General features: G+C 73.1%; 19 protein-coding genes. 11 read left to right on the top strand and 8 right to left on the bottom strand.

Features of this window, described 5'->3' with window-relative positions; translation table 11 throughout:
* Positions 1-8: 8 nt before the first annotated feature.
* From ACH4PY_RS16860 to ACH4PY_RS16875, 4 genes are all read right to left on the bottom strand, one after another.
* Positions 9-674: a zinc ribbon domain-containing protein gene (locus ACH4PY_RS16860; RefSeq protein WP_398182321.1), complete on the bottom strand. Its 666-nt coding sequence runs from the start codon at positions 672-674 to the stop codon at positions 9-11.
* Between the two features lie 185 nt (positions 675-859).
* On the bottom strand, positions 860-1,504 hold the full coding sequence (locus ACH4PY_RS16865) for a TetR/AcrR family transcriptional regulator (protein ID WP_398182324.1): 645 nt from the start codon (positions 1,502-1,504) through the stop codon (positions 860-862).
* 4 nt (positions 1,505-1,508) lie between these two features.
* Entirely contained in the window at positions 1,509-3,254 is a 1,746-nt protein-coding gene (locus tag ACH4PY_RS16870) for an MFS transporter (protein ID WP_398182327.1), read from the bottom strand.
* A 164-nt stretch (positions 3,255-3,418) separates the two neighbouring features.
* Complete coding sequence (locus tag ACH4PY_RS16875) at positions 3,419-4,117, bottom strand: hemolysin III family protein (RefSeq protein ID WP_398182330.1); 699 nt, start codon at positions 4,115-4,117, stop codon at positions 3,419-3,421.
* A gap of 301 nt (positions 4,118-4,418) precedes the next feature.
* Here ACH4PY_RS16875 and ACH4PY_RS16880 point away from each other — a divergent pair, with 301 nt between their 5' ends.
* Complete coding sequence (locus tag ACH4PY_RS16880; RefSeq protein WP_398182333.1) at positions 4,419-6,275, top strand: phosphoenolpyruvate carboxykinase (GTP); 1,857 nt, start codon at positions 4,419-4,421, stop codon at positions 6,273-6,275.
* Positions 6,276-6,357: 82 nt separating this feature from the next.
* On the opposite strand, the gene ACH4PY_RS16885 is transcribed toward ACH4PY_RS16880, so the two are convergent.
* The 3 genes from ACH4PY_RS16885 to ACH4PY_RS16895 all read right to left on the bottom strand — a co-directional run bounded on the left by ACH4PY_RS16885 (position 6,358) and on the right by ACH4PY_RS16895 (position 10,910).
* Complete coding sequence (locus ACH4PY_RS16885; protein ID WP_398182336.1) at positions 6,358-7,569, bottom strand: pyridoxal phosphate-dependent aminotransferase; 1,212 nt, start codon at positions 7,567-7,569, stop codon at positions 6,358-6,360.
* 21 nt (positions 7,570-7,590) lie between these two features.
* On the bottom strand, positions 7,591-9,204 hold the full coding sequence (locus ACH4PY_RS16890; RefSeq protein ID WP_398182340.1) for an amidohydrolase family protein: 1,614 nt from the start codon (positions 9,202-9,204) through the stop codon (positions 7,591-7,593).
* Positions 9,205-9,623: 419 nt separating this feature from the next.
* The gene (locus ACH4PY_RS16895; protein WP_398182343.1) at positions 9,624-10,910 is read right to left on the bottom strand and encodes an alanine racemase; all 1,287 of its coding nucleotides are present in this window, start codon (positions 10,908-10,910) and stop codon (positions 9,624-9,626) included.
* A gap of 31 nt (positions 10,911-10,941) precedes the next feature.
* On the opposite strand from ACH4PY_RS16895, the gene ACH4PY_RS16900 reads away from it, so the two are divergent.
* The 3 genes from ACH4PY_RS16900 to ACH4PY_RS16910 are packed head-to-tail and all read left to right on the top strand — an operon-like array spanning position 10,942 to position 13,291.
* Positions 10,942-12,081, top strand: coding sequence for a sugar kinase (locus ACH4PY_RS16900; protein WP_398182346.1), 1,140 nt, complete (start codon positions 10,942-10,944; stop codon positions 12,079-12,081).
* Positions 12,078-12,869 (top strand): IclR family transcriptional regulator, encoded by a 792-nt coding sequence (locus tag ACH4PY_RS16905; RefSeq protein WP_398182349.1) that lies wholly within the window; start codon positions 12,078-12,080, stop codon positions 12,867-12,869. Before ACH4PY_RS16900 ends, ACH4PY_RS16905 begins: the two co-directional genes overlap by 4 nt.
* The gene (locus ACH4PY_RS16910) at positions 12,869-13,291 is read left to right on the top strand and encodes a RidA family protein (RefSeq protein WP_398182352.1); all 423 of its coding nucleotides are present in this window, start codon (positions 12,869-12,871) and stop codon (positions 13,289-13,291) included. The genes ACH4PY_RS16905 and ACH4PY_RS16910 overlap by 1 nt, the downstream gene beginning before the upstream one ends.
* A gap of 200 nt (positions 13,292-13,491) precedes the next feature.
* Here the strand turns inward: ACH4PY_RS16910 and ACH4PY_RS16915 are convergent, their stop codons facing one another.
* A complete protein-coding gene (locus ACH4PY_RS16915) occupies positions 13,492-15,042 on the bottom strand; it encodes a chitinase (protein ID WP_398182355.1) in 1,551 nt (516 codons plus the stop codon).
* 247 nt (positions 15,043-15,289) lie between these two features.
* Here ACH4PY_RS16915 and ACH4PY_RS16920 point away from each other — a divergent pair, with 247 nt between their 5' ends.
* The 7 genes from ACH4PY_RS16920 to ACH4PY_RS16950 all read left to right on the top strand — a co-directional run bounded on the left by ACH4PY_RS16920 (position 15,290) and on the right by ACH4PY_RS16950 (position 22,271).
* Positions 15,290-16,138, top strand: a complete 849-nt coding sequence (locus ACH4PY_RS16920; RefSeq protein ID WP_398182358.1) for a hypothetical protein — start codon at positions 15,290-15,292, stop codon at positions 16,136-16,138.
* 12 nt (positions 16,139-16,150) lie between these two features.
* The gene (gene cpaB / locus ACH4PY_RS16925; RefSeq protein ID WP_398182361.1) at positions 16,151-16,882 is read left to right on the top strand and encodes a Flp pilus assembly protein CpaB; all 732 of its coding nucleotides are present in this window, start codon (positions 16,151-16,153) and stop codon (positions 16,880-16,882) included.
* Entirely contained in the window at positions 16,879-18,504 is a 1,626-nt protein-coding gene (locus tag ACH4PY_RS16930; RefSeq protein WP_398182366.1) for a CpaE family protein, read from the top strand. The genes cpaB and ACH4PY_RS16930 overlap by 4 nt, the downstream gene beginning before the upstream one ends.
* Before the next feature lie 83 nt (positions 18,505-18,587).
* A complete protein-coding gene (locus ACH4PY_RS16935) occupies positions 18,588-18,980 on the top strand; it encodes a TadE/TadG family type IV pilus assembly protein (protein ID WP_398182369.1) in 393 nt (130 codons plus the stop codon).
* Positions 18,977-20,311, top strand: coding sequence for a CpaF family protein (locus ACH4PY_RS16940; RefSeq protein ID WP_398182372.1), 1,335 nt, complete (start codon positions 18,977-18,979; stop codon positions 20,309-20,311). The genes ACH4PY_RS16935 and ACH4PY_RS16940 overlap by 4 nt, the downstream gene beginning before the upstream one ends.
* A 113-nt stretch (positions 20,312-20,424) precedes the next feature.
* Positions 20,425-21,354 (top strand): type II secretion system F family protein, encoded by a 930-nt coding sequence (locus tag ACH4PY_RS16945; protein WP_398183392.1) that lies wholly within the window; start codon positions 20,425-20,427, stop codon positions 21,352-21,354.
* Positions 21,351-22,271 (top strand): DUF5936 domain-containing protein, encoded by a 921-nt coding sequence (locus ACH4PY_RS16950; protein WP_398182375.1) that lies wholly within the window; start codon positions 21,351-21,353, stop codon positions 22,269-22,271. Before ACH4PY_RS16945 ends, ACH4PY_RS16950 begins: the two co-directional genes overlap by 4 nt.
* Positions 22,272-22,400 lie beyond the last annotated feature (129 nt).

Below are 22,400 nucleotides of genomic sequence, written 5' to 3' on the forward strand. Positions count from 1 at the left end.
GCAGGGGTTCAGCGGCGGGTGCCGCAGTCGGGGCAGAAGGCGGATCCGGCGGGGAGCTGGGCGCTGCACGAGCGGCAGGCGTCCTGCTGGGCGAGCCGGTGGCCGCAGTGCGGGCAGAAGGCCGAGCCGTGCGTCTCGCCCTGGCACTGCGGGCACACCAGTTGCCGCGGGGTGGAGACGTCGAAGGCCCCGCCCGCGTTCTGGCCTTCGGCGTAGGCGCGTTCGGCGACCATGTCGTTGAGCCCGCGGCGGCGGGCGGCGACGGCCTCGGCGGCGGTGTCGGGGGCGCAGGTGAAGCAGATGCCCTGGTCGGCGTTCCAGCAGCGGTTGCACACGTAGTTGGTGCAGCGCGGGCAGCGGTTGAAGTGGCCCTGGGCGGTCTCGATGGCCTTCTTGAAGGCGGTGTCGCGCGAGCCGCCGTACCCCGCACCGGCCAGGCCGTCCGCCGCGCTGGACATGCCGCTGCCGGTGCGGCCCAGCACGCCCCAGGCGGCGTTGACACCCTTGCCGACCCAACTGGCCACCCTGCCCCCGGTGTACGCCTCGAACGGCGAACGCCAGGTGTCCTGGCAGCGGTTGCAGGAGAACTCGAACTGGAAACCCGCGCCCGTTCCGTGCTCGACGCACAGGTCACGGTAGTTGTTGCTGAAGTAGATCTCCGCGGTCAACGCCACGCCTCCCCAGAGCGCTCGTCGGCCGGTACCCCACCGGCCGCCCTTGTCCCCGGTGTCGGACCTCCCCGCGGTCCTTCCGGTCGGGCCCACCGAGCAAGGCCGGTGCGGGCCGGTAATACTGTCGCACACCGCGGTGTTCCGGAACGGGCAGGCCGTGCGAACGGGGCCGTATGGGGCGGCAGTTGTCAGTGGGTCCGCAGGTCCAGACCGTGCCGCAGCATCGCCAGGGTGCGGTCGAGGAGCAGGACGAAGTCCTCGTCGCGGTCGTGTTCCAGCCAGTACAGGGACGTCTCGTGCAGCGCCGCGAAGACGGCCGCGGCGAAGACCCGGACCTCCAGATCGTCCGCCCGCCGGCCGGTGCGCTCGGCGATGATGCCGCCGAGCAGCCGGCCGGTCGCGGACATGCTCTCGTGTGCGCGGGCCCGGATCGCGGGCACGTCCCGCACCAGTTCCTCGCGCCGGATCACCTCCTCGCGGCTGTCCGGGTCCCGCATCGCCCGGCCGAGGACGGTGTGCATGACGTGCCGCACGGACGCGAGGGGGCGCTCGTCGAGCGGGCGGGCGCGCAGGACCTCCGCCATCTCGTCGTCGTACTCGTCCGTCAGGACGATGTCCTCCTTGGTGGGGAAGTACCGGAAGACCGTGCTCGGTGAGACCTCCGCCGCCGCCGCGATCCGGTCGACGGGCGTGGCGTCGTAGCCGTGCTCCGCGAAGAGCCGGTAGGCCGCCCTGCGGATCGCCTGCCGGGTCGCCGCCTTCTTGCGTTCGCGCAGGCCGAGCGGCCGCGGCGGGGTGGTGGCGGGGGGCTCGTCGCAGGGGTAGGGCGGCATGTGCTCATTGTCGGGCATCCGCCCGCGGCTCGGCGAGCGCCCCCGCCACGCCTTCGCCCGCGCCGGGGGAGGCGGAGTCGGTGGCCGCCGGGCCGGAGGCGGCGGGAGCGGTGGCCGTCCCCGCCGGGCCGGACGTGCCGGAGCCGGTGCCCGCCGGGCCGGGGGATGCGGAGCCGGTGGCGGCGGGCGCGGTCGCGGCCGGCCGCGGGTCCGTCCGCCCCGGCCGCGGGTTCGGCAGGAAGACCGCCAGCAGCAGCCCCGCCGCCAGCGCGGCGGCACCGCAGACGGCGAGCGCGACGTCCATCCCGTGCAGGTACGCCGTGTCCGCCGACGTCACGAGCGCGTCGTGCCCGGTCCGCACCGCCACGGTGTGCGCGCCGACCAGCGACTCACGGGCCGCGTGCGCCGCGTCCGGCGACAGGCCGGCCGTGTCGAGGCGGCCGCGGTAGGCGGCGGCCAGCACGCTGCCGAGGATCGCGACGCCCACGGCCGCGCCGGTCTGCCGCAGCGTCTGGAGCAGCCCGGATCCGCTCCCGGCGCGTTCGCGGGGGAGCGCGCCGAGCGCGCCGTTCATCGACGGTACGACACTGAGCCCCAGCCCCACCCCGGCGACCGTCAGCCACAGCGCGATCCGCCCGTAGCCGTCACCAGCCGACGTGGTGGCGCCTAGGAAGCCGCCCGCGGCCAGCACCAGCAGGCCCGCGGCGATCACCGGGCGCGGGCCCGCCCTGCCGACCAGCCCCGGGGCGAGCCGGGCGGCGACCATGAGGCCGCCCATCATCGGCAGCAGCCGCACGCCCGTGCCGAGCGCGTCGTGGCCGAGGGCGCTCTGCAGGTAGGACGGCAGGACGAAGACCATGCCGGTGAGGATGAAGCTCACCAGCGTGGCGGCGACGGCGTTCCACAGGAAGCCGCGCTGCCGCAGCAGGCTCATGTCGAGCATCGGCCGCGTCACGCGCCGCTCGCGCAGGACGAGGACGGCCAGCAGCAGCGCGCCCGCGGCGAGCGAGACGACCACCACCGGGTTGCCCCAGCCGCGGCCGGGCGCCTCGATGATGCCGTAGACGAGCCCGCCGAGCCCCGCGGCGGCGCAGAAGGTGCTGGTGACGCGGACCCGCGGGGCCGCCGGGTCGCGGGTCTCGGGCAGCAGCCACACGCACGCGACGATCGCGAGCGCGACCAGCGGGATGTTGACCAGGAAGACCGAGCCCCACCAGAAGCTCTTCAGCAGCGCGCCGCCGATGATCGGCCCGAGCGGCATGCCGAAGGCCATCGCGCTGCTGGCGATCGCCACCGCCCGGGGCCGCTCGGCGGGGCCGAAGAGCCCGGGGATGACGGACAGCGCGAGCGGCATGACGAAGGCGCCGCCCAGGCCCATCACGGTGCGGGCGGCGATGACGGCGCCGGGACTGCCGACCAGCGAGCCCAGCACCGACCCGGCGAGGAAGACCGCGAGTCCGGCGATGAGCATCCGGCGCCGGCCGAAGCGGTCGCCGAGGAGCCCGGCGGGCAGCATCGCGGCCGCGAAGACGACGGTGTAGGAGTCGACGATCCACTGCATGTCGCCGGTGGTGGCGCCGATCCGGTCGGCCATGGTCGGCAGGGCGACGTTGAGGATCGTGGTGTCGAAGCTGAGCACGAGCATGCTCAGGCACAGCGCGACGAGCGCGAGCCAGCGCCGCGGGTCCGCCTGCGGCGGGGCGGAGGCCGACGGGGAAGCGGACGGGGGCGGGGGAGCGGAGGAGGACATGGCAAAGCTCCTGCGAGTGAGAATCAAATGACAGTGACTCTCAAAAAAGAGTAGCTCTCACCTCCACGGGTGCCAACCCGGTTCTGCCAGCCCGTGCCCGGACATGACGAAGGCCCGCACCCCGTGGGGGGGTGCGGGCCTTCGGCGGGTGAGCGCCGTCGCGGCTATCCGTGCTGGTAGGCGACGAGCGAGATACCGACGTAGTGGACGATGAACGCGGCCAGCGTGAAGGAGTGGAAGACCTCGTGGAAGCCGAACCAGCGCGGTGACGGGTTCGGCTTCTTGAAGCCGTAGACCGCCGCGCCCGTGCTGTAGAGGACGCCGCCGACGATCACGCACACCATCACGGCGACGCCGCCGGTGCGCAGGAAGTCCGGCAGGAAGAAGACCGCGACCCAGCCGAGCGCGATGTAGCACGGTGTGTACAGCCACCGCGGGGCGCCGACCCAGAAGACCCGGAAGGCGATGCCTGCGAGCGCTCCCGCCCACACCAGCCACAGCAGCAGATGCGACGTTCCGCCGGGCAGCAGCAGTATCGCCAGCGGTGTGTAGGTGCCGGCGATGATCAGGAAGATGTTCGCATGGTCAAGGCGGCGCAAAATTCCGGAGACGCGCGGCCCCCAGTTGCCCCGGTGGTAGAGCGCGCTCACGCCGAACAACGCACACGCCGACACCGTGAAGACGGCGCACGCGATGCGCCCTCTGGTGCTCTGGGCGAAGGCGGTCAGCGCGACGCCGGAGATGAGCACGGCCGGGAACATTCCGGCGTGCAACCACCCTCTGAGCTTGGGCTTCAGGGGCTTCGGCGAATCGAGTGCATCGACTTCGGCGGGCATTTCAGCAGTCTGATCGACGGCGCTCATGGCGTCAATCCTACCTACGCCACCGTAGGTTGCTCGCCGCGTCCCGCGTCGCATCCGCCGTCCGGGGCCGGAATCGGCCGTTCAGGGAACCGTCACCGCGTGGTGTGCCTCACCCCCGGCGCCCTGGACAGACTCGACTGAGCGGGATCACACTCATATGAGTGTGGACGGCACCGGATGAGCGCCCGCAACCCCGTGCAGGGGCGGGTACGCACGCGTCCGGGCCGCAGCCCCCAAGGGGCCGAACCCTCACCCTCACCTCTCACGCCGGTCTGTGCGGACCCGGCGGGACGGAGCGATCGTGGCGCGCGGCAACCAAGACAGTGCGGCTCCCACCCACCACCAGGAACTGATCCGCTGGGTCGGCGACATCGCCCAGCTCACCCAGCCCGACGAGGTCGTCTGGTGCGACGGCTCGCAGGCCGAGTACGACCTGCTCGCGGCGGAACTCGTCGCCAAGGGCACCTTCACCCGGCTCGACCCGACCCTGCGGCCGAACTCGTACCACGCGGCGTCCGACCCCTCGGACGTCGCCCGCGTCGAGGACCGGACGTTCATCTGCTCCAAGCGGGAGGAGGACGCCGGCCCCACCAACCACTGGAAGGACCCCGCCGAGATGCGCGAGGTCTTCACCGGGGAGGCTCGGGGCACCTCCCTGGCCGAAGGCTCCGGGGGACTCTTCCGCGGCGCGATGCGCGGCCGGACCATGTACGTCGTCCCCTTCTGCATGGGCCCGCTCGGCTCGCCGCTCTCGGCGATGGGCGTCGAGCTCACCGACTCCGCGTACGTCGCCGCCTCGATGCGCACCATGACCCGCATGGGCAGCGCCGTCCTGGAGCAGCTCGGCAGCGACGGCGCCTTCGTCAAGGCCGTCCACACCGTCGGCGCCCCGCTCGCCCCCGGCCAGGCCGACGTGCCATGGCCCTGCAACACCACCAAGTACATCTCGCACTTCCCCGAGGACCGCGAGATCTGGTCGTACGGCTCCGGCTACGGCGGCAACGCGCTGCTCGGCAAGAAGTGCTACGCGCTGCGCATCGCCTCCGTCATGGCCCGCGACGAGGGCTGGCTCGCCGAGCACATGCTCATCCTCAAGCTCACCCCGCCGCGCGGCGAAGCCCGCTACGTTGCCGCCGCCTTCCCGTCCGCGTGCGGCAAGACCAACCTGGCGATGCTGGAGCCCACCGTCTCCGGCTGGTCGGTCGAGACGATCGGCGACGACATCGCGTGGATGCGCTTCGGCGACGACGGCCGGCTCTACGCCATCAACCCCGAGGCCGGCTTCTTCGGCGTCGCCCCCGGCACCGGCGAGCACACCAACGCCAACGCCATGAAGACGATGTACGCCAACACCGTCTTCACCAACGTGGCCCGCACCGACGACGGCGACGTGTGGTGGGAGGGCATGACCGAGGAGCCCCCCGCCCACCTCACCGACTGGAAGGGCCAGGACTGGACGCCGGAGTCCGGCACGCCCGCCGCGCACCCGAACGCGCGCTTCACCGTCCCCGCGGACCAGTGCCCGATCATCGCGCCCGAATGGGAGGACCCGCGCGGCGTCCCCATCTCCGCGATCCTCTTCGGCGGCCGCCGCGCCAGCGCGGTCCCGCTCGTCACGGAGTCCTTCGACTGGCAGCACGGCGTCTTCCTCGGCGCGAACATCGCCAGCGAGAAGACCGCCGCCGCCGAGGGCAGGGTCGGTGAGCTGCGCCGCGACCCGTTCGCGATGCTGCCCTTCTGCGGCTACAACATGGGCGACTACTTCGCGCACTGGCTGGAGGTGGGCCGCGCCCACGACCCGGCGAAGCTGCCGAAGATCTACTACGTGAACTGGTTCCGCAAGGACGCGGACGGCCGCTTCGTGTGGCCCGGCTTCGGCGAGAACGCGCGCGTCCTGAAGTGGGTCGTCGAGCGGCTCGACGGCACGGCGGAGGGGGTCCGCACGCCCATCGGGGTCCTCCCCGCGCCCGGATCCCTCGACGTCGAGGGGCTCGGGCTGTCGCCCGCGGACCTGGAACTGCTCCTGTCGGTGGACCCCGCCACCTGGCGCGAGGAGGCCGCGCTGATCCCCGAACACCTGGAGACGTTCGGCTCCCGTACGCCGCCCGAGCTGTGGGCGGAGTACGACGCGCTGGTGGAGCGCCTCACTACTGCGTAGGGCCCGAGCAATCAGGGGCGCGTGGGAGTACCTGGGAGGTACCCCCACGCGCCCCCGACAACGCCCACCCCGCGCGGCAGCGCTAGGGCTGGGAGTAGCCGTCCAAGAACCGGCCGATACGGCCGATCGCCTCGGTCAGGTCCTCCGCGCGGGGGAGCGTGACGATGCGGAAGTGGTCGGGCTCCATCCAGTTGAAGCCCGTGCCGTGGACGATCATGATCTTCTCGGCCCGCAGCAGGTCGAGGACCATCTGCCGGTCGTCCTTGATCTTGTAGACCTGCGGGTCGAGCCGCGGGAACGCGTACAGCGCGCCCTTCGGCTTGACGCACGTCACGCCGGGGATCGCGGTCAGCGCGTCGTACGTCGCGTCGCGCTGCGCGAGCAGCCGGCCGCCGGGCAGGACGAGCGAGTTGATCGACTGGTGGCCGCCGAGCGCGGTCGCGATCGCGTGCTGCGCGGGCATGTTCGCGCACAGCCGCATGTTCGCCAGGATCGTCAGGCCCTCGATGTAGCTGGAGGCGTGCGACTTGGGCCCGCACACCGCGAGCCAGCCGCTGCGGTAGCCCGCCACCCGGTAGGCCTTCGACAGGCCGTTGAAGGTGAGGGTGAGCAGGTCGGGGGCGATGGCGGCGGTCGGGGTGTGGGTGGCGTCGTCGTAGAGGATCTTGTCGTAGATCTCGTCCGAGCAGACCACCAGCCGGTGCCGGCGGGCGATGTCGGTGAGCCCGCGCAGCAGCTCGTCGTCGTAGACCGCGCCGGTCGGGTTGTTCGGGTTGATGATGACGATCGCCTTGGTGCGGTCGGTCACCTTGCGCTCGATGTCGGCGAGGTCCGGCATCCAGTCGGCCTGCTCGTCGCAGCGGTAGTGCACGGCGGTGCCGCCCGCGAGCGAGACCGAGGCCGTCCACAGCGGGTAGTCGGGCGCCGGGACCAGCACCTCGTCGCCGTCGTCGAGCAGCGCCTGCATCGACATCTGGATCAGCTCGGACGCGCCGTTGCCGAGGTAGACGTCCTCGACGTCCAGCGGGATGCCCTTGGTCTGGTAGTGCTGCATCACCGCGCGGCGCGCGCTCAGCAGCCCCTTGGCGTCCCCGTAGCCGTGCGCGTCCTTCAGCGTCCGGAGCATGTCCTCCAGGATCTCGGGGGGACACTCGAAGCCGAAGGGGGCCGGGTTGCCCGTGTTGAGCTTGAGGATGCGGTGACCGGCAGCCTCAAGCCGCATCGCCTCCTCAAGAACCGGGCCCCGGATCTCGTAACAGACATTTGCGAGCTTCGTCGACTGGATCACCTGCATGCCGGTCACCTTACGGCGGTGTTACGCGGGCCGCGCGGTGTTTTTCGCCACCCGGGGGACGCCCCGGCGGCCCCTGCCGCGTACCGAACGGCCTGCGAGGACGTCCGTGCGGCGGCCGTCCTCGATCACGAAAAGCCCGTCGATCAGGACGTACGGGATCCCGGTCGGCGGGGTCCGCGGGCTGGCGTACGTGGCGCCCGCCGCGACCGTCTCCGGGTCGAAGAGCACCAGGTCGGCGCGGTAGCCCTCGCGGACCAGGCCGCGGTCGGCGAGCCCCAGCCGCGCCGCCGGGCGGCCGGTGATATGGGCCACACACTCCTCCAGGGTGAGCACGCCCAGCTCGCGCACGTAGTGGCCCAGGTAGTGCGGGAAGGTGCCGTACGCGCGCGGGTGCGGCTTCGCGCCGTGCAGGATGCCGTCCGAGCCGCCCGTGTGCGCGGGGTGCCGCATCACCGTGCGGACGTTCTGCTCGTCGCCGACGTGCTGGAGGATCGTCGTCCCCAGCCGGTCGGCCAGCAGCAGCGCACGGGCCGCGGGCCAGCCGTCCAGGCGCCTGCCGACGTGCCCGGCCAGGGCGGGGTCGCCGGTGCCGGAGATCTCGACCGTCGACCAGTCGACCGGCACGCCGTGGCAGCCGTCCGAACCCTCCACCTCCAGCGCGTGCCGGATCCGCTCCGCGGTGGGCGCGTCCCGCAGCCGGGCCAGCGTCGCCTCCGGGCCGCCGACCGCCGCCCAGCTCGGCAGCAGCGCGGCGAGCGTCGTGCAGCCCGCGGTGTAGGGGTAGCTGTCCAGCGTGACGTCGGCGCCGTCCGCGGCGGCCGCGTCCAGGAGCGCCAGCAGGTCGCCCGCGCGGCCGGCGTTCTCGCCGAAGTTCATCGTCGCGTGCGCCAGGTGGAGCGGGCAGCCGGCCGTCCTGGCGAGGGCCAGCATCTCCTCGTACGCGCGCAGGGCGCCCGCGCCGTACGAGCGGTGGTGCGGGCAGAAGTAGCCGCCGTGCGCGGCGACCACGCGGCACAGCTCCGCCAGCTCGGCGTCCGGCGCGTACATGCCCGGCGTGTACGTCAGGCCCGCCGACATGCCGACGGCGCCGTCCGCCATGCCCTCCGCGACCAGGCGCTTCATCTCCGCCAGCTCGCCGGGTGCGGCCGGGCGGTCCTCCCAGCCGACCGCCATCATCCGCACGGTGCCCTGCGGGACGAGGTAGGCCGCGTTGACGGCGACGCCCTGGTCGAGGCGGTCGAGGTACCCGCCGACCGTGCGCCAGTCGAACGTCACGTCCGAGCCGTCGCCGTTCCACCCCGCGATGAGCGTGCGCAGCGTGTCGAGGGTGCGGTCGTCGGCGGGCGCGTACGACAGGCCGTCCTGGCCGAGGACTTCGAGGGTGACGCCCTGCGCCGCCTTGGCCTCGTGGGCCGGGTCCGTGAGGAGGGCGAGGTCGCTGTGGGCGTGCATGTCGATGAAGCCGGGGGCGAGGGCGAGGCCGCTGGCGTCGAGGGTTCTCCTGCCCGTGAGCCGGCTGCGGCCGGGGGGCCGTATCTCGGCGATGCGGCCCTCGGCGATGCCGATGTCCGCGAGGCGGGCGGAGCGCGTGCCCGTGCCGTCGATGAGGCGCGCTCCGCGTACGACCAGGTCCATGGTCCAGACCATACGGTGCGCTCGCCGGGGGCTGGGCTGGGGGGCGCTCCGTTCTGCGTGGTGCGGTGCGGTGTGCGACCTTCTGCCGGTGGGGGCTGGTCGCTCCGTTCTCCCCCAGAGCTTCGCCTGGGAGGTGCCCCCACGCGCCCCTTACGCGGCGCCGCCGTTGCTGGGGCGGGGGACGGTGCGGGGCACCTCCTCGGAATGCGCCTTCGCCCTCGTACCGAGTTGGTGAGGGACTGGCAGCGCATTCCTGCGGGGGCACCCCGCACCGTCCCCCTCCGGGGTGTACGGCGGGCTCGCCGCCGACGGTGGGCAAGTCCCGCAAGGGGACCGTCAGACGACATCTGACCCGCACGGGTGGTGCGGGTGGGAAACACCCCGCGCCGCCAGGCGCGGGTACCGCGGGGGATGAGGTCCTAGAAGAACGTGCGGACGTACTCCGTGACCGTGCCGTCCGTCGTGGCGACGGGGATGAGGGGCCATTTGTCGAAGGTCGTGCAGGGGTGGGAGACGCCGAGGCTCACGAGGTCGCCGACCTGGAGGGGGTCGGTGGGGGGGACGTCGAGCCAGAGGTGCTGGTCGGAGATGCCGGTGACGCGGAGGTCGGCGGGGGCGGGGCGCGAACCGGTGGGGGTGCGGACGGTGAGGGGGGTGGGGAGGCCGAGGTCGTAGGGGGCGTCGCGCTTGCCCGCGTTGAGGAAGGCCTGCGTGGGGGAGGGGCGGGAGACGACCTGGGCCCAGAGGCGGAAGGCGGGTTCGAGGTGGCCGGGGACGCGGGTGAAGGGGGTGATGCGGGCGTAGTGCTGGTCGTCGTGGGTGACGTAGGCGCCGGAGCGGAGCAGCGGGAGGGCGGGGCGGGAGAGCGCGGGGAGGTCGGCGAAGACCTCGGCGACCGCGTCGAACCAGGCGGAGCCCCCCGCGCTGACGATGACGTGGTCGGTGTCGGAGAAGGCGCCGGTGGAGTCGAGGGTGGCGGCGAGGGCGGTGAGGCGGCGCAGCCACGCGCGGACGCGGTCGGGGTCGGCGGCGGGGACCTCGCCCTCGTAGCCTGCGACGCCGACGAGCCGCAGGTGGGCGGCGGCGGTCGTGGCCTCGGCGACGGCGAGGGCCTCCGCCTCGGTGCGGACGCCGGTGCGTGCGCCCTCGCCCGCGCCGAGTTCGACGACGACGTCGAGGGGGCGCCGGGCGCCCGCGGCGGCGAGGGCCGCGTCCATGAGGGCGACGCCGTGGACGGAGTCGACGTAGCAGACGAGGGTGAAGCCGGGGTCCGCGTCGAGTTCGGCGGCGACCTGGCGGAGGGCTGCGGGGTCGACGAGTTCGTTGGCGAGGAAGACCCGGGGGATCCCGAACGCCCGGGCCACGCGCAGCTGGTGGGGGACGGCGACGGTGATGCCCCAGGCGCCGTGGTCGAGCTGGCGGGCGAAGAGCCGCGGGGCCATGGACGTCTTGCCGTGCGGGGCGAAGGCGAGGCCGTGGTCGGTCGTCCAGCGTTCGAGTGCGGCGAGGTTGTGGTCGAGGGCTTCCGCGGAGAGGACGAGCAGCGGGGTGCTGAAGCCTCCGTTGGTCAACGAGCGGTGCTGCTCAGTGAGTTCGCCGACGGTGAGCCCGTCCGCGTCGGGCGGCAGGCCCTTGAAGCGGTGGTCGATCCGCTCGTCGCGGAGCGCGGCGACCCGTTCGGCGACTGTTGCGGCAACGGCGTCCATGCACCCTCCGTACCCCGCAAGGCGTTGCGTCATGTGCAACGGCCATTGCGTATCGTGTTTCGAGCTGTCTAACATCCGGTCCTGCGCCTGGTCAACGGCGGCAGACCCGTACCCGGACCCAGGGGAAGTGAACGTGAGCGTGACGCCGGACTTCGACGTCGTATGCCTGGGCGAGTCCATGGTCACTTTCGTGCCCACCACGGGCGGGCCGCTCGCGGACGTCCCCGCCTTCGAACGCGGTATCGGCGGCGCGGAGTCCAATGTCGCGTGCACACTGGCGCACGCCGGGCACACCGCGCGGTGGGTCAGCCGGGTCGGCGGCGACGGCTTCGGCGACCATCTCGTCGAGACGATCGCGGCCGCGGGCGTGGACGTCGGCGCGGTGCAGCGCGACCCGCACCGTCCCACCGGCATCTACTTCCGTACGGCGGGCGAGCGGGCCACGACGCTGGACGCCGCCCCCGGGCGCGCCGAGGTCGTCTACTACCGCAAGGGCTCGGCTGCCTCCGCCCTGTCGCCCGCGCTGGTGCAGCGGCGCGACGTGTGGGCGGGCCAGGTGCTGCACCTGACCGGCATCACCTGCGCCCTGTCGGCCACCTGCCGGGCGCTGATGCGGCGGCTCACCCACCGCGAACCGGGCCGCCCGCTGGTCTCCTTCGACGTCAACCACCGCCCCGCGCTGTGGCACGGTGCCGACCCGTGGCTGCTCGCCGAGCTGGCCAGAGGCTGCGACCTGGTGTTCGTCGGCGAGGACGAGGCGCAGGCCGCGTGGGGCCTGCCGGACGCCGACGCGGTACGGGCCGCGCTGCCGGAGCCCGCGACCGTCGTGGTCAAGCAGGGCGCGGGCGGCGCCACCGCCTTCAGCGGCGGGACGCGCGTGCACGTACCCGCCCCGGCCGTGGACGTCGTCGCGCACGTCGGCGCGGGCGACGCCTTCGCCGCCGGGTTCCTGTCCGCGACGCTGCGCGGGCTGCCGCTGCGCGACCGGCTGCGGCACGGCCACCTGCTCGCCGCCGCGGCCCTCACCGTGCCCGGCGACCTGGCCGTACCGCCCGCGCGCGGGCACGCCGACGCCCTCGCCGCCCTCGACGACACCGCATGGGGCAGACTGCGACTCGCGCCCGGCTGGACGGACCGGGCCGACGACCTGCTGGAGGAGGTGGCGCGGTGAGCCAGACCGTCGACCGGGCGCTGACCATCCTGCCGCTGCTCGCCGAGGGACCGGCGAGTCTGGAGCAGGTCGCCACCCGGCTCGACGTGCACAAGTCCACCGCGCTGCGGCTGCTGCGCACCCTGCACGAGCACGGCATGGTCTACCGCCAGCAGGACCAGCGCTACCGGCTGGGCGCGCGGCTCTTCGCGCTCGCCCAGCAGGCCGTCGAGTCCCTCGACATCCGCGGCGTCGCCCACCCGCACCTGGCCGCCCTCAACGCGCAGACCGGACACACCGTGCACCTCGCCGTCTACGAGCAGGGTGAGGTCGTCTACATCGACAAGGTCGAGAGCCGGTACCCGGTGCGGATGTACTCGCGCATCGGCCGTCCGGTCGCCATCACCGTCGCCGCCGTCGCCAAACTGCTGCTCGCCGACCTGCCCGAGCCCGAGCGCCGGGACGTCGCCGAGCACCTCGACTACCCGCGCTACACGCCGCGTTCGACCCCGGACGCCGCCTCCTTCCTCGCCGAGCTGGCCCGTGTGCGCGAGCAGGGCTGGGCGAGCGACCTGGGCGGTCACGAGGAGTCCATCAACTGCGTCGGGGCGCCCGTGCGGGGGCCGGACGGGCGGGTGTGCGCGGCCATGTCCGTCTCCGCGCCCAACGTCGTGGTCGGAGCGGAGGAGTTGCTGCGGCTGCGGCCGCTGATCCTGCGCACCGCCGAGGCGATCGGCGCCGAGCTGTCCGGCGTCACGCCGTCCCCTCCCGCGTCAACCGCCGCCCCCGTGATGAAAGGTGCCACCTGATGAGCGAAGTGCCCGAGGCCGCTGTGAAGACGGCGATCACTCCGCCGACGCACACCGTGCCGCCCGCGAAGTTCTCGCACGGTGTCCGCAAGGGCAACATCCTGCAGGTCGCGGGCCAGGTCGGCTTCCTGCCCGCGCAGGAGGGCAGGCCGCCCACCCCGGCGGGACCCGACCTGCGCGCCCAGGTCCTCCAGACCCTCGCCAACGTCCAGTCGGTGCTGGAGGCGGGCGGCGCGTCCTGGGAGGACGCGGTGATGGTCCGGGTCTACCTGACGGACACGGCCCACTTCGCCGAGTTCAACACCCTGTACGACGCGTACTTCGCCGCGCTGGCCCAGCCGCCCGCCGCCCGCACGACGGTGTACGTCGGCCTCCCGGCGGGCCTGCTGGTCGAGATCGACGCACTGGCCGTTCTGGGCTGACGCCCACCCGGCCGCGGGCCGCTCCGGGCTGCCCTCTGCGGAGGGCGGTGAGCGTTTTTCAGGGGCGCGGGGAACTGCGCGACCAGCCACCGACCGCCTGCACGTCGTCACCGGCCCGAAGGGGCAGTTCGGATCGTGCCGGACGACCGGCCGGTGGTGGGTTGCGCGCGCAGTTCCCCGCGCCCCTCAGGTTCTTCGGACTACGGCAGAGCGTGGACGTGCGGGCCCACCCCGTTGGACCAGGTGTTGCCGGCGGAGGCGTCCCAGTTCGTGGACCAGGTCATCGCCCCGCCGATACCCGGCCAGGTGGTGGACGGCTTGAACGTGCCGCAGCCGGTGCCCTTCGCGAGGCAGTCGATCGCGTTGTTGACGACGCTCGGGCTCACGTAGCCCGAGCCGGCCGCGCTGGTGGACGCCGGGGTGCCGATGCCGACCTGCGCGGGGGACAGGCCCGCCTGGATCGCGGTGCAGGCGAGGCTGGTGATGAAGTCCACCGAGCCCTGGCTGTACACGCCGCCGTCGCAGCCGTTCATCGAACCGCTGTTGTAGTACTGCGTGTTGACGATCGTCAGGATGTCCTTGATCTTGAGCGCGGTGGCCAGGTAGTCACTGCCGGCCGACAGCATGTCGATCGTCTGCGGGGCCATCGTGATGACGAGGCCCGAGCCCGCCTTGGCGCTCAGCGCGCGCAGCGCCTGCGGCATGTAGGTGGAGTCGATGCCGTTCTCCAGGTCGATGTCGACACCGTTGAAGCCGTACGTCTGCATGAGCGAGTAGACGCTGTTGGCGAAGTTGGTCGCCGAGGCCGAGTCCCGTACCGAGATCGTGCCGTTCTGGCCGCCGACCGAGATGATGACCTTCTTGCCCGCGGCCTGCTTCGCGGCGATGTCGGCCTTGAACTGCGCCTGGCTGTAGCCGAGCGACGGGTCGAGGGTGAAGGACACCGCGCCGGGCGTGCCGGTCGCGTCCGCGAAGGCGACGGCGATGATGTCGTACTGGCTCTGCACCTGCGCGATGGTCTGGACGGTCGCGCCGTTGTTGAAGTTCTGCCAGTAGCCGGTGACGACGTGCTTGGGCAGGTTCCCGGCCGGAGGTGTGGTGGGCGGGGTCGTCGGAGGCGTCGTCGGCGGGGTGGTGGGAGGCGTGGTCGGGGGAGTCGTGGGCGGGGTCGTCGGGGGTGTGGTCGGCGGGGTGGTGGCCCCGGCCGGGCCGGTGAGGCTGAAGTCGTCGGCGTAGTAGGCGGGCTGGCCGTACCAGCCGTGCACGTACACCGTCACGGACCTGGTGTTGGCGCCGGTGGTGAAGGTGGTGCTGAGCTGCTGGTAGGAGGACGCGCCCGGGGTCCAGGTGGACGGGTCGGTGCCGCCGGTGCCGGTGGCGCCGATGTAGACGTAGCTGCCCTGGACGTACGCGCTCAGCGTGTACTGGGAGTTGGGCTGGACGCTGACGGTCTGCGAGCACTGGGAGTTGTCGGAACCCGCCGGGGTGCCCTTGAGGGCGCCGGAGCCGGAGTGCACCGGGCTGGTGACGGCGGCGCCGCTGCCCGCGGTGCAGGTCCAGCCGGAAAGGCCGCTCTCGAAGCCGGAGTTGGCGACCAGGTTGGTGGTCGCGGCGCTGGCGCTGCCGGTGACGGCGAAGGCGGCGGCCGCGCCGACCACGGCCGTCGCGCTCAGCACGGCGACGGTGCGCTGCCTGGTGGACGTTCTGCGAGGGGCACGGCCCGCGTTATTCGCGTGCGATGCACGTTCCACGACTGCCTCCTGGGGGCAAGGAGTTGGGGGGTAGTGGGAGTGCGGAGAGGAAAGAACCCCGGGGTGGTCCCGGTAAGGGAGAAAGTTGGTCCAGACCAATTGGGTTGTCAAGACCTCTTGCCGACGGCCGGTGTTCACCTGTCCCGATCCGCAACTTTGCGCACCCAACTCGCTACCCATCGATAAGCTGACGACCGTAAAACGCCAGGCCGAGGGGGCCGTTCCGGCGGAAAGGGGGAGGTTCCGGATGCCGAGCGTCATCACGGTCACATCCGACGACCTCGCGCTGCCCCTGGAGCAGCACGTCGCCCAGGTCGCCGCCGCACTCGACGCCCACGGGCACGTCGTCGCGCTCGCGCCCGCCGAGGCCGACGACGCCGCCCGCCGCCGGCTGCACACCGTCCGCTCGGCCCTGGAGGCCGACCGGCTGGCCATCGTGCCGCTCGGCCTGCCGCCGCTGGCCCGCGTCCTGCTCGGCGAGCAGCTGCGCCAGCTCACCGGCACCGACCTCGGGCCCGGCGTACTCGCCGGGGCCGCCCGGCTGCTGTCGTACTACCTGCACTCCGGTGCGCTGCTCGGCTCCGTCAGCAAGCTCGACCGGGTGCCGGTCGGGGTCGGCAGCCACGTCAAGTCCCTCGTTCCCGGGCGGCACTTCGCCGTCCTCGCGCACCCCGAGCCGTACATCGGCGAGGCCGAACCGGCCGCCGTACCGCCCGGTCCGGGCTACATGACGCAGCTCGCGCTCGCGGGCAAGGGCCTCGACCCGGGGTGGATCACCGGGCCGCTGGCCGCGGCCTGGCGCTCCCAGCACGTCCGCGAGGTGCCGCTGCCGCCGGACTCCGCCCGCTGGTGGGGCACCGGCAAACTCGTCGAGTTCACCGCCTACATCGCCGACGTCGGCATGCTCTACCAGCTCGTCACCTCCGTCCGGCGCGACACCTGCACCTGGTGCGGGCTCGAAGTCATCGGCGACCAGTGCCTGTTCTGCGCCACCCGGCTGGGCGACCGCAACGCCCCCGCCAAGCACGCCGCGGACCCGCGAGGACGGTCCGTGGAAACCCCGCGCCGCCCCCAACTCGAACCCCACAAGCGATAGGTGCGACCGCACATGAACTCACGTCAGCGCCGTGGCGTCGTCCTGCTGGTGGTCTCCGCCGTGTGCGCGGTCGCCGCCTTCGCCGGAGTGCTCGCGGTCGTCAACGACGCGCGCTCCGAGGTCGGTTCGAAAGTCACCGCGTACGAGCTGACCAAGGACGTCCCCGCCTACCAGCAGCTCGACGCCTCCGACGTGCGCCAGGTGCAGGTGCCCTCGCGCTGGCTGCCGGACACCGCGGTCCGTGACCTCGCGGAGGTCCACGGCAAGATCGCCGCGGTCGCGCTGGCCAAGGGGTCGCTCCTGCAGACCGACATGGTCGCGCCACGTCCCGAACTCAAGCCCGGCCAGATGGAGATCGCCATCATGATCGACGCCGAGACGGGCGTCGCGGGCAAGATCACCCCGGGCGCACGGGTCAACATCTTCGCCACCTTCGCGGGCAAGACCGACACCGCGCCGGACGTCTCGCGCATCATCGTCGCGGGCGCGCAGGTCGTCGACGTCGGCGAGATCAAGGCCTTCGACAAGGACGCCGAATCCCAGCGGCAGTCCACCGAGGGCGTGCCCATCACCTTCGCGCTCGACGCCGAGGACGCCCAACGCGTCGCCTACGCGGAGTCGTTCGCCGAACACGTCCGGCTCGCCCTGGTCGCGCCCGGCGACACCGCCGCCCCGCCCGCCGACTCCCGCAACTACACGCTGTCCGGCGACACCGCGGGCGGCGGGGGAGGTGCCCGGCCGTGACCGTCCGCATCGTCGCCGCCACCTCCGACCAGGACGCCGCCCGCGCCCTGCTCGGCCTGCTCGCCCAGCTCCCGGGCGCCGAACCGGCCCCCGCGCTGCCCGACTCCGGCTCGCTGCTCGACCTGCTCGCGCGCGCCGCCGAAGCGGGCGTCGACGAACTGCCCGAGGTCGTCATCGTCCACGAGACGATCGGCCCGATGCCCGCCCTGGACCTGGTCCGCGACATCGCGCTGCGCTTCCCCGCGGTCGGCGTCGTCCTGCTCACCCCCGACACCGGCCCCGCCGCACTCGCCGCCGCGATGAACTCCGGCGCCCGCGGCGTCGTCGGACTCCCGCTCGCCTACGACGAGTTGGGCGCCCGGGTGGAAGCCGCCGCAACCTGGGCCGGGGGCGTACGACGGCACCTCGGGCCGCAGCGCGCCGCCGCGCTGCCCGCTGTGGCGGGCGGCACCGTGGTGGCCGTCGCGGGCGCCAAGGGCGGCGTCGGCACGACCGTCACCGCCGTCCACGTCGCCCTCGCCGCGCTCGCCTCCGGCCGCTCCACCGCACTGGTCGACCTCGACCTCCAGGGCGGCGACGTCGCCTCCTACCTCGACGTGCAGTTCCGCCGCTCCGTCGCCGACCTCGCCGACATCGCCGACGTCTCCTCCCGCGTCCTGCACGACGCCATGTACGTCCACGAGTCCGGCCTCGCCCTGCTCCTCGCCCCCGCCGACGGCGAACGCGGCGAGGAGGTCACCGACCGCGCCGCCCGCCTCGTCCTCACCGCGCTGCGGCAGCGCTACGAGGTCGTCGTCGTGGACTGCGGCACCCAGATCACCAGCGCGAACGCGGTCGCCGTCGAGGTCGCCGACACCGCGGTGCTCGTCACCACCCCCGACGTCGTCGCCGTACGCGCCGCCAAGCGCATGGTGCGCATGTGGGACCGGCTCCAGGTCCGCAAGCCCCAGGACACGGTGGCCGTCGTCAACCGCCACACCCGCACCACCGAGATCCAGCCCACCCTCGTCGGCCGCATCACCGGCACCCGCGTCGCCACGTCCGTGATCCCCGCCGCCTTCCGCGAACTCCAGCCCGTCATCGACGCGGGCCGCCTCCACGACCTCGACACCCGCTCCACCGTCAAAGCCGGCATCTGGGCGCTGGCCGGTGAGATCGGCGTCGTCACCGGCGCGACACTGCCCGCACCGCGCGGCAAGAAGTCCCGCCGCGAACGCCGCGACGCCGCGGGCGCGGGCAAGGGCGACCGGGGGGAGCGCGGCGACCGAGGCCAGGTGACCCTGGAGACCCTCGGCATGACGCCGATCATCCTCGTCACCCTCATCCTCGTGTGGCAGGCCGTCCTCGCCGGCTACACCTTCACCCTCGCGGGCAACGCGGCCGACGAGGCCGCCCGCGCCGCCGCCGTCGCCGCGGACCCGCAGGCCGCGGCGACGGCCGCCGCGAAGTCCGACCTCCCCGGCGCGTGGGCCGACCCCGCGGGCGTCGACACGGCGGTCTCCGACAGCACGGTGTCGGTGACCGTGACGCTCAAGGTCCCGGTGCTCTTCCCGGGCGCGATCGACTTCCCGGTCAAGGTCCACGGCCACGCCCGCATCCCCCGCGAACGGCCCGCGGGATGAGCCCCCCGCGGCCCGTGAGGGCACCCACGCGTCCGCGCCGGGGAGGTACCCCCACGCGCCCCCGAACGCTGGCCCCGCGCGGCATGCGCACCCTCGCCGGGCGCGTCCGGCGGGCGGGGGAGCGCGGCGTGGCCTCGCTCGAATACCTCGGGATGCTCCCGTTCCTGCTGCTCATCGCCCTCGCGGGGATCCAGCTCGGCCTCGTCGCCTACTGCGGCGAACAAGCCGGGACGGCCGCCCGCGCGGCAGCGCGCACCGCCGCGCTGCCGCCGCCGGACGGCGGGACGGGCGCCGGGACGCAGGCCGGGAACGACGCCGTCAGCAGCTGGCTGACGGCCAGGATCGGCTGGCGCTCGGACCCGGACTCGTACACCGCGACCGCGAAGGTCGACGTGCCCTCCGTGCTGCCCGGCGTGCACCTGTTCGGGCCCGTGTCGCGTTCCGCGACCATGCCGAGGGAGGACACCGCCCCATGAGCCTGCGCGCGCGCCTGGCCGCCGACGAGCCCACCCCGCAGACGCAGGAGAGCCACCTCGTCGCGGTCTACCGGGCCAAGCTGCTCCAGGAGATCGACCTCGCCGAGATGTCGACGCTCGCACCCGCCGAGCGCCGGGCGCGGCTGGAGCGGGTGCTCGGGCACATCATCAGCCGCGAGGGCCCGGTGCAGTCGACCGCGGAGCGGGCCGCGCTGATCCGCCGGGTCGTGGACGAGGCGCTGGGCCTGGGCATCCTGGAACCGCTGCTGGAGGACGCGTCGATCACCGAGATCATGGTGAACGGCCCGGACCGCATCTACGTCGAGCGCGGCGGCCGCATCGAGCAGGTCGCCGCCCGCTTCTCGTCCGCCGAGCAGCTGCTCCAGACCATCGAGCGCATCGTGTCGACCGTCAACCGCCGGGTGGACGAGTCGAATCCGATGGTCGACGCGCGCCTGCCGTCCGGTGAGCGCGTCAACGTCGTCATCCCGCCGCTCGCGCTGACCGGGCCGACGCTCACCATCCGCCGCTTCCCGCGCGCGTACACGCTCAAGGAGCTGATCGGGCTCGGCACGCTCGACGAGCACATGCTGCTGCTGCTGGCCTCGCTGGTGCGCGCGAAGCTCAACATCATCGTGAGCGGCGGCACGGGCTCGGGCAAGACGACGCTGCTGAACGCCCTGTCGGGGCTGATCCCGGACGGCGAGCGGATCATCACCGTCGAGGACGCCGCCGAACTCCAGCTCCAGCAGGAGCACGTGATCCGGCTGGAGTCGCGCCCGCCCAACGTCGAGGGCGAAGGCCGGGTCACCATCCGGGACCTGGTCCGCAACAGCCTGCGCATGCGCCCGGACCGGATCATCGTCGGCGAGGTCCGCGGCGGCGAGACGCTGGACATGCTCCAGGCCATGTCCACCGGCCACGACGGCTCGTTGGCCACCGTGCACGCCAACTCCGCCGAGGACGCGGTGCTGCGGCTCCAGACGCTGGCGTCCATGAGCGAGGTCAAGATCCCCTACGAGGCGCTGCGCGACCAGATCAACAGCGCCGTCGACGTCATCGTGCAGCTCAACCGGCACATCGACGGCACACGCCGGATCGCCGAGATCGCCGTGCTGTCCTCGCGCGGCCGCGACGTCTTCCGGCTCACCTCCGCCACCCGCTTCCGCGTCGAACCGCTGGGCGTCGACCGTATCGTCCGCGGCTGGTACGAACACCGGCCCCTGCCACGGGAGATCGGCGAACGGCTCTACCTGGCCGGCGAACACGTGCCCGCCGCCTTCGGGGTGGGCGAGAGCGAACTCGAACTCGACAGCCGGGAGGCCAAGTGAGCGCGTTCCAGGCCCTCGTGGCGTCCGCGGCAGGAGCTCCGCCCGCTCCGCCCGGGAGTGCTCCGTCCCACCTCGCCGCGAACGGGCGCAACTTCGCCGGAGGCCCCTACCCGCTGCTGGTCCTCGGCGTCACACTGCTCGCCCTGGTGCTCGCGGTGTGGGGCCTGCACGCATGGCGCGGGGGCCGCGCCGACCGCGCCGCACTCGTCGAACGGCTCGCCGCCGAACTGGGCGCCGCGGGCGAGGGGCGCGGTACGACGGTGCCCTTCGCCCGGCTCGACCGCCGGGTGCGCCGCTACGCGTGGGGCCGCAGGCTCGCCGGGCAGCTCGCCGCCACCGGCACCGACCTCACACCCGGGCAGTTCACGGCCGCGTCGGTCGGGGTCGTGATCGGGGCGTGGGTCGCCGCGTGGGTGGTCTTCGCGCCGTTCTTCGGGCCGATCGCCGCGCTCATCGCGGGCTGGACGGCGTACTCCTTCCTGGAGTGGCGCCGCCGGGTGCGCACCGAACGCTTCATCGCGCAACTCCCGGACCTCGCCCGTGTGCTGGCCAACGCCACACAGGCCGGGCTGGCGCTGCGCACCGCCGTGTCGATGGCCGCGGAGGAGCTGGACGCGCCCGCGGGCGAGGAGCTGCGGCAGGTCGCCGACGCGATGGCGCTCGGCCACTCCGTCGAGGACGCCCTCGGCGAGCTGCAGCAGCGACTGCCGAGCCGCGAACTGGTCGTGCTGGTCTCCACGCTGGTGCTGTCCAGCCGGGCGGGCGGCTCCGTCGTCGAGTCGCTGCGCAACCTCACCGTCACCCTGGAGGAGCGCAAGGAGACCCGGCGCGAGATCCGCACCCAGATGTCGCAGGTCACCGTCACCGCGTACGCGGTCCCGGTCATCGGCCTCGGCTCGCTCTTCCTGCTGGACCGCATCATGCCCGGCTCGCTGAGTGCCATGACCGGCTCGACCGTCGGCCGGATCTGCGTGCTGATCTCCCTCGGGCTGTACGTCGTCGGCTTTGCCCTGATCCGCCGGATGTCGAGGATCGACATATGAGCACCAGCACCATGACCCTCGCCGGCCTCGGGCTCGCCCTCGCCCTGGCCGCCTGCGCGGTCGGCGTCGTCCACGCGGTGGGCCTGCTGCGCTCCGAGGCCAGGCTCCCCGACGACCTCGCGCTCGCCCTGGAGGTCGGCAGCACCCGCACCACCCGCACCGGCAACGCCATCGACCGGCTCGGCATCCGCTGGGCCCCGCTGGTGATGCGGCTCATGGGCCCCGCCCGCGTCGCGAAGATGCGCGCCCGCATCGAACACGCGGGCCACCCGCACGGGTTGACCGTCGAGCGGTACGCCGCCCGGCGCGCGGTCTACGGCATCCTCGGCGGCCTCACCGCGCTGCTGCTCATCACCCGCGGCAACTGGTTCCTGGCCCTGCTGCTGCTCGCCTACGGCTGGTTCTGGGCGGACCTCGGCCTGTGGCTGGCCGTCCGCCGCCGCCGCGACGACATCGAACGCACCCTGCCCGACTTCCTCGACGTCCTCGCCGTCGTCGTCAGCGCGGGCCTCGGCTTCCGGCAGGCCCTGGAACGTGTCAACGCCGTCTACGACGGCCCGTGGTCCGACGAGATCCGCATCGCCCTGCGCCAGATGGACGTCGGCGTCAGCCGCCGCGACGCCTTCGACCAGCTCCGCAAGCGCAACCGCAGCGACCAGGTCGGCCAGTTCGTCACCGCCCTCCAGCAGGGCGAGGAACTCGGCGCGCCCATCGCCCGTACGCTGCTCCAGATCGCGACCGACATGCGCCGCACGGAGGCCCAGAACGCCCGCCGCCGCGCCGCCCGCATGGTCCCGCGCGCCACCGGCGTCATCACCGTGCTGCTCGTCCCGGCGACGATGATCCTGCTCATCACCGGCACCGTCATCGGCTCGCAGATCCACTTCGGCGACATCTTCGGCGGCGGCGGTGAGTGAGGCGGCCGCGGCGGCGGCCGAAACGGTGATCAAGCTGCGACGGACCGCGACCAAGCGGCATGCTGTAAGGGCCACTTGTCCGCCGGGTCACTTGGTGGGCGATTGGCGCACGACCGGCTGCGAATGCCC

This window comes from Streptomyces sp. NPDC021224 (assembly GCF_044332905.1).
Taxonomy (GTDB): domain Bacteria; phylum Actinomycetota; class Actinomycetes; order Streptomycetales; family Streptomycetaceae; genus Actinacidiphila.

What these genes read in the sequence shown, in the direction of transcription:
- ACH4PY_RS16865 (WP_398182324.1), bottom strand. Translation starts at nt 1,504, where the DNA reads ATGCCGCCCTACCCCTGCGACGAGCCCCCCGCCACCACCCCGCCGCGG.
- ACH4PY_RS16870 (WP_398182327.1), bottom strand. Translation starts at nt 3,254, where the DNA reads ATGTCCTCCTCCGCTCCCCCGCCCCCGTCCGCTTCCCCGTCGGCCTCC.
- ACH4PY_RS16875 (WP_398182330.1), bottom strand. Translation starts at nt 4,117, where the DNA reads ATGAGCGCCGTCGATCAGACTGCTGAAATGCCCGCCGAAGTCGATGCA.
- ACH4PY_RS16885 (WP_398182336.1), bottom strand. Translation starts at nt 7,569, where the DNA reads ATGCAGGTGATCCAGTCGACGAAGCTCGCAAATGTCTGTTACGAGATC.
- ACH4PY_RS16890 (WP_398182340.1), bottom strand. Translation starts at nt 9,204, where the DNA reads ATGGACCTGGTCGTACGCGGAGCGCGCCTCATCGACGGCACGGGCACG.
- ACH4PY_RS16895 (WP_398182343.1), bottom strand. Translation starts at nt 10,910, where the DNA reads ATGGACGCCGTTGCCGCAACAGTCGCCGAACGGGTCGCCGCGCTCCGC.
- ACH4PY_RS16900 (WP_398182346.1), top strand. Translation starts at nt 10,942, where the DNA reads ATGTGCAACGGCCATTGCGTATCGTGTTTCGAGCTGTCTAACATCCGG.
- ACH4PY_RS16910 (WP_398182352.1), top strand. Translation starts at nt 12,869, where the DNA reads ATGAGCGAAGTGCCCGAGGCCGCTGTGAAGACGGCGATCACTCCGCCG.
- ACH4PY_RS16920 (WP_398182358.1), top strand. Translation starts at nt 15,290, where the DNA reads ATGCCGAGCGTCATCACGGTCACATCCGACGACCTCGCGCTGCCCCTG.
- cpaB (WP_398182361.1), top strand. Translation starts at nt 16,151, where the DNA reads ATGAACTCACGTCAGCGCCGTGGCGTCGTCCTGCTGGTGGTCTCCGCC.
- ACH4PY_RS16935 (WP_398182369.1), top strand. Translation starts at nt 18,588, where the DNA reads ATGCGCACCCTCGCCGGGCGCGTCCGGCGGGCGGGGGAGCGCGGCGTG.
- ACH4PY_RS16940 (WP_398182372.1), top strand. Translation starts at nt 18,977, where the DNA reads ATGAGCCTGCGCGCGCGCCTGGCCGCCGACGAGCCCACCCCGCAGACG.
- ACH4PY_RS16950 (WP_398182375.1), top strand. Translation starts at nt 21,351, where the DNA reads ATGAGCACCAGCACCATGACCCTCGCCGGCCTCGGGCTCGCCCTCGCC.